We start from the raw sequence: 5,120 nt of genomic DNA on the forward strand, positions 1-5,120 counted from the left end.
GTGGTTGGCCTTGTTCTTCCGGCGCGCGCTGCGCTTGCGTCCACGCTTGCTCATAGGGCGAACTCCTCTCGTCGACTGGAATCCATCCTACTACGCCCCGCCGCGGCGCGGCGTCGGACGAGCCGCCGCACGGCCGCGCGGCGTGCTGTGCGCCCGTCCTGCGGGATCAGCTCCGACGGCGCGGCCGGCGGCGCTCGCCGCCGATCAGCGCTGCGGAGATGGCCGCCAGCCAGAGATCCTTGGCCAGCATGGTGCCCTCCTGGCTGGGACGCACGCCGTCCTTCCGCGTCATCGCGTCGTTGCGGAAGTACATGCTCAGCATCCCCGCGGTGAACCCGCCCAGGGCGACGCCGGCGACCCGGTCGCCGACGAACGGCGTGAGCAGGGCGGCGCCGACGCCGATCTCGCCGACGGCCAGCGCCCGGCCGAACGTCTCCGGGGAGAGCGTCGAGACGGCCGGCACACCGGTGGCGGCCATGCTCTGCAGCCCCGCCGCCGAGTCGGCGTCGAGGGAGAGCTTGCCGATCCCGGAGTCCAGGAGGAAGGCGCCGGGCACGGCGCGCAGGGCGACCGAGGAGAAGGACATGGAGGGGCTCCGATCTGTGGTGGGGGCTGAACGTCCTGGGGGAGAACTCCCGCGGCCGCGTCTCCATTCCTGGCGGCCGACCGGTCCCCGGATCATGGGCGGGTCGAGGCCCTGCCGGGTCCCTCGGGAGCGTCCGGCCCCTCAGGTGGTCGGTTCGGGCAGTCCCAGCCACTGGTACCAGCCGCGGTGCAGCACCAGCCAGGCGATGAGGCCGTAGCCGGCCTGGCCGGGCTCGCCGTCGTTGGCGGCCAGGTCTCCGCGCCACTGCTCGTGCTGCAGCAGCGGGGTGAAGGTGTCGACGTAGACGTGGCGACGTCGGGAGGCGACGTCCTCATAGGCGGCGTTGAGCTCGGCGATGCGCTGATTGCGCTCCGCGTCGAGCGTCGGGATGGGGCCGACCACCAGGCAGCGGATGCCCTCCTGCGAGGCGCGGTCCAGGATGTTGGCGAGGTTCAGCCGACCGCGGGCCGAGGAGGTCTCGCTGTCGAGATCCAGGTCGTTCAGCGCGACGACCAGGTGGTTCTCCGTCGCGGGCCCGAAGCGGGGGAGCGCCTCGTCCCGCCAGCGCTGCGAGAGCGCCTCGGTGCCCTCGCCCGGCATCGCCAGCACGTAGTGCTCCAGCCGCACCGACTCGGTCGGCGTCTTGGCGAGCACGCGGCCCAGCCAGCCCAGCGCCCGGGGGTCGCCGACCCCGGTCAGCAGCTCGTTGCCGACTGCGACGATTCTGATGCTGCGTTCCACAGTGTCCCTTCCCAGTCCCTGCATCCGGTCCTGCATGGAGATCGCGGCGACGAGGGCGCCGGTCCTGAGGGACGCCCGGCCCGCCGTCGCGGAGATCTCTGATCTCCGACCGTACTCGCCGCACCTGGGGTGCGTCCGCCGGACGCACCGAGGGGCCGACGATCCGGGCGGATCGTCGGCCCCTCGGACCAGCGACGGGAGCCCGGCTCAGAGGTCCAGGTGCGGGAACGCCTCGCCGAGCAGAGTCTCCAGCTCCTGGGCGTGGCGCTTCGCCTGGCCCACCGACGTCGCCGCCGAATCGGACCGGGAGATCGACCGCACTCCGTGGCCCAGCAGCGGGAGCAGGTTGAGGGCGAGGAAGGGCCACGGGCCCTGATTCGCCGGCTCGTCCTGGGCGTAGGCGACGTCGGTCGCGTGCGGGTAGCGGTCCAGCTCGGCCTGCAGCTGCTTCACCGGCATCGGGTAGAGCTGCTCCAGCCGCACGATCGCGGTGCGCTCGTCCTGATGCTTCTGACGCGTGGCCTCCAGGTCGTAGTACAGCCGCCCGGAGGTGACCAGCACCCGCTCGACCTTCTGCGGGTCGACCTCGGCGTCGCCGATGACCTCCTGGAAGGTGCCGGTGGTGAAGTCCTCCACTGCATTCGCCGCGGCCTTCAGCCGCAGCAGCTGCTTCGGCGAGAACACGATCAGCGGGCGCCGCGGCCGGGCGACGGCCTGGCGGCGCAGCAGGTGGAAGTAGTTCGCCCCGGTCGAGGGCATGACCACCGTCATGTTGTCCTGGGCGCAGAGCTGCAGGAAGCGCTCCGGGCGTCCGGAGGAGTGGTCCGGACCCTGCCCCTCATAGCCGTGCGGCAGCAGCATCACGACCGAGGACCGCTGGCCCCACTTCTGCTCGGCCGACGAGATGAACTCGTCGATCACCGTCTGGGCGCCGTTGACGAAGTCGCCGAACTGGGCCTCCCAGAGCACCAGGGCCTCGGGGTTCTCCACCGAGTAGCCGTACTCGAAGCCGACCACGCCGTACTCCGACAGCGCGGAGTCGTAGATGAAGAACCGCGCCTGGTCCTCGGTCAGGTTCTTCAGCGGGTACCATTCGTCGCCGTTGTGCCGGTCGTGGAAGACCGAGTGGCGCTGCACGAAGGTGCCGCGCCGCGAGTCCTGGCCGGAGAGTCGGACCTCGGTGCCCTCCATGAGCAGCGAGCCGAAGGCCGCGATCTCGGCGAAGCCCCAGTCGATGCCGCCCTCGCGGGACATCTTGGCCCGCTTCTCGAGCATCGACTTCAGCTTCGGGTGCGGGGTGAAGTCCGACGGGATGTTGGTGTGGACCTCGCCGATGTGGGCCAGCGTCTCCTCGGAGATGGCCGTGTCGGTCGGAGCCCGCTCGGGAGTGGCCTCCTCGTCGGCCGAGGAGGTCGGGGCCAGCTCGTCGCCGCCGCCGGAGTCGACGGTGGAGACCGGCTGGGTCTTCGCGGCGTGGGTCTCGGTGAAGACGCGCTCCAGTCGCTGGCGGAAGTCCTGCAGCGCCTGGTCGGCCTCCTCCTGGGTGATGTCGCCGCGTCCGACCAGCGCCTCGGTGTACAGCCGGCGGGTCGAGCGCTTGGCCTCGATGAGGTTGTACATCTTCGGCTGGGTCATCGACGGGTCGTCGCCCTCGTTGTGGCCGCGGCGGCGGTAGCAGACCAGGTCGATGACCACGTCCTTGTTGAACCGCTGGCGGTACTGGAAGGCCAGCTGCGCCACGCGGGCGACGGACTCGGGGTCGTCGCCGTTGACGTGGAAGATCGGGGCCTGGATGGCCTTGGCCATGTCGGTGCAGTACGTCATCGACCGTCCCGCCTGCGGGGCGGTGGTGAAGCCGACCTGGTTGTTGACCACCACGTGCACGGTGCCGCCGGTGCGGTATCCGCGCAGCTGGGAGAGGTTCATCGTCTCGGCCACCACCCCCTGGCCGGCGAAGGCGGCGTCTCCGTGGACCAGCAGCGGCAGCACGGAGAACGAGTTGAGGTTGTCCGACCCCTTGTCGAGACGGTCCTGGATCGCGCGCGTGACGCCCTCCAGCACCGGGTTGACGGCCTCCAGGTGGGAGGGGTTCGCCGCGAGGTAGACCTTGGTGGTGTTGCCCTGGTCCGAGGTGAAGGACCCGCGGGTGCCCAGGTGGTACTTCACGTCGCCGGAGCCGATGCCGGAGTCGCGGCCCTCGAACTCCTGGAAGATCTGCGCGTAGGTCTTGCCGGCGATGTTGGCGAGCACGTTGAGCCGTCCGCGGTGGGCCATCCCGATGGTGACCTCGTCGAGGCCCTCGTCGGCCGCGCCGGAGAGGATGACGTCGAGCAGCGGGATGAGCGACTCGCCGCCCTCCAGCGAGAAGCGCTTCTGGCCGACGAACTTCGTCTGCAGGAAGGTCTCGAAGGCCTCCGCGGAGTTCAGCCGGCCCAGGATACGGAACTGCTCGTCCCGCGAGGGCTTCTCATAGGGATGCTCGATCTCGTCCTGGAACCACTGCCGCTCCTCGGGCGACTGGATGTGCATGTACTCGATGCCGGTGTTGCGGCAGTACGTGTCGCGCAGCACGCCCAGGATGTTGCGCAGCGGCAGCATCGGCCTGCCGCCGAAGCCGCCGGTGGGCCAGTCGCGGTCGAGGTCCCAGAGCGTCAGCCCGTGGGTCTCGATCTCCAGGTCCGGATGGTCGCGCATCCGGTACTCCAGCGGGTCCACCGAGGCCATCAGGTGGCCGCGGACCCGGTAGGCGTGGATGAGCTGCTGGATGCGGGCGACCTTGTTGACCTGGTCCTCGGGGTTGACCTGGATGTCGGCCGACCAGCGCACCGGCTGATAGGGGATCCGCAGGGCCTCGAAGATCTCGTCGTAGAAGCCGTCCTCGCCCAGCAGCAGCTGGTGCATGGTCTTGAGGAACTCGCCCGAGGTCGCGCCCTGGATGACGCGGTGGTCGTAGGTCGAGGTCAGCGTGATGACCTTCGAGACCGCCAGCTTGTTCAGCGTCTTCTCCGAGGCGCCCTGGAACTCGGCCGGGTACTCCAGGGCGCCGACGCCGACGATGGTGGCCTGCCCCTTGGACAGCCGCGGCACCGAGTGGACGGTGCCGATGCCTCCGGGGTTGGTCAGCGAGACGGTGGTGCCGGCGTAGTCGTCCGGGGTGAGCTTGTTGTCCCGGGCGCGCTTGACGACGTCGTCGTAGGCGGCCCAGAACTGGGTGAAGCCCATCTCCTCGGAGGCCTTGACGTTCGGCACCACCAGCGCCCGGGTGCCGTCGGGGCGCGGCATGTCGATGGCCAGGCCGAAGTTGACGTGGGCCGGCTGCACGGCGGCGGGCTTGCCGTCCTCGACGTCGTAGGTGACGTTCATCGCCGGATGCGCGCGCAGCGCCTTGAGCATCGCATAGCCGATGATGTGGGTGAACGAGACCTTGCCGCCGCGGGTGCGCTTGAGGTGGTTGTTGATCACCACGCGGTTGTCGATCAGCAGCTTCGCCGGCACCGCGCGGACGGTGGTCGCCGTGGGCACCGAGAGCGAGGCGTCCATGTTGGCCGCGATCGCCTTCGACATGCCCTTCAGGACGGTGACCTCGTCCTCCTTCTCCTCCGGGGCCGTCGACTCGCCCGCCGAGGGCTCGGAGGGGATGGGGCGGGTGTCGGAGTCCGGGGCCTTCCGCGTCGTCGGCGTCTTCGGCGCGGCGGGGGCGGAGGCGGCGGAGGTCGAGGGGCCCTTCTCCCCGCGCGGCTTCTGGGCGTGGTCCGGTTCGGCCGGCTTCGCCGTCGACGGGGTGCTCCGCGCC

General features: G+C 70.3%; 3 protein-coding genes. All 3 read right to left on the minus strand.

Annotated features, from left to right (window positions below):
• Positions 1-166 precede the first annotated feature (166 nt).
• Positions 167-586, minus strand: coding sequence for a hypothetical protein (locus tag GU5_RS0108135; protein WP_010525088.1), 420 nt, complete (start codon positions 584-586; stop codon positions 167-169).
• 141 nt (positions 587-727) lie between these two features.
• Complete coding sequence (locus GU5_RS0108140) at positions 728-1,351, minus strand: GDSL-type esterase/lipase family protein (RefSeq protein WP_010525089.1); 624 nt, start codon at positions 1,349-1,351, stop codon at positions 728-730.
• A gap of 183 nt (positions 1,352-1,534) precedes the next feature.
• Positions 1,535-5,120 (minus strand): multifunctional oxoglutarate decarboxylase/oxoglutarate dehydrogenase thiamine pyrophosphate-binding subunit/dihydrolipoyllysine-residue succinyltransferase subunit (locus GU5_RS0108145; protein ID WP_050806636.1); only part of this gene is annotated, 3,586 nt, incomplete at its 5' end.

It is taken from the genome of Nesterenkonia sp. F, from assembly GCF_000220985.1.
Taxonomy (GTDB): domain Bacteria; phylum Actinomycetota; class Actinomycetes; order Actinomycetales; family Micrococcaceae; genus Nesterenkonia.